This window comes from Methanoregula sp. (assembly GCF_002835825.1).
Taxonomy (GTDB): Archaea; Halobacteriota; Methanomicrobia; order Methanomicrobiales; family Methanospirillaceae; genus Methanoregula.
This window is the reverse complement of record NZ_PIZH01000676.1, coordinates 1-1,136: the sequence shown is the minus strand read 5'-3', so window position 1 is coordinate 1,136 and position 1,136 is coordinate 1. Positions and strand designations below refer to the sequence as shown.

1 protein-coding gene is annotated in these 1,136 nt (G+C 55.8%); it reads left to right on the top strand.

The window, feature by feature from the left end; all coding sequences use genetic code 11:
• On the top strand, positions 1 to 974 hold a 974-nt coding region (gene thiI / locus CW742_RS14355), incomplete at its 5' end, for a tRNA uracil 4-sulfurtransferase ThiI (protein ID WP_292421551.1).
• Between the last annotated feature and the right edge of the window lie 162 nt (positions 975 to 1,136).

Genomic DNA, 1,136 nt, shown 5'->3' with positions numbered 1-1,136 from the left:
TGGTGGACGGGGACGTGGGACCCAATCTTTGTCAGAAGACAGTCGGGATCGTATCGTTCTCGGAGGTCGAACACATCCGGCTAGATGAGATCGAAGCATTCCTCCCCGATTATTGTCGCCGCCACGGGATTGAGAGGGCAAAGACATTTGCCATAAAGATGAAGCGGGTCGGGAAGCACACGTTCACGTCCAATGACAAGGCAATCGAGTACGGCAACCTTCTCCGGAACGAATTCCCTCACCTCCGGGTGAACCTCGCAAATCCAGACAAGGAGATCCATGTCGAGATCCGTACCGACCAGGCCTATCTCTACGATACCGTAACGAAAGGGGTCGGGGGGCTTCCGCTTGGGGTCGAAGGCACGCTCGTGGCGCTGGTCTCCGGCGGGATTGATTCTCCCGTTGCAGCATGGATGATGATGAAGCGGGGCTGCCGGATCCTCCCCCTCTTCGTTGCACTCGATACCTTCCTGGACGAGACAACGATCGCACGAGCTGAGCGGGTTGTCCAGGAGCTGGCACGGTACCAGCCGGGGATCCGATTAGCCGTGATCCGCGACTCCTACTTGACGGAAGCAAAGAAGGAACTGGTGGCACAACATACCGAGAAATATACCTGTATCTTCTGCAAGCGCCGGATGTACCGCGTAGCGACAGCCTATGCAATACAGAACGGGGCGAAAGGAATTGTCACGGGAGAATCGCTCGGGCAGGTGGCAAGCCAGACCCTTGACAATCTGGTCGTCCTGACCGATGCCGCATCAGAGGTCCCCATCCACCGGCCCCTGATCGGGTTCGACAAGGAGGATGCAATCCGGATCGCACGCGAGATCGGGACATTCAATGAGTCCATATCAAAAGCTTCCGGCTGCAAGGCCGTGCCAGCTGGGCCATCCACGAAAGCGAAACTTTCCACGATCCGGGAAATCGAGGAGAAACTCGAAGCAGCGAAGATGCCGGTACCAATGGTTTGAGTCTGAAAAAGTTCTGCAGGAACAAAATACGGCTATATCAGGGGGGACCATAACCCATGAGGTCCGATCATCTGTCTTCCTGATTTCGTGATCAATCCTGTGACAGATTATCTGGGGCAGCTCTTTTGGATCAAAGGAGGGGTTCCCACCCCACCCTCAGTA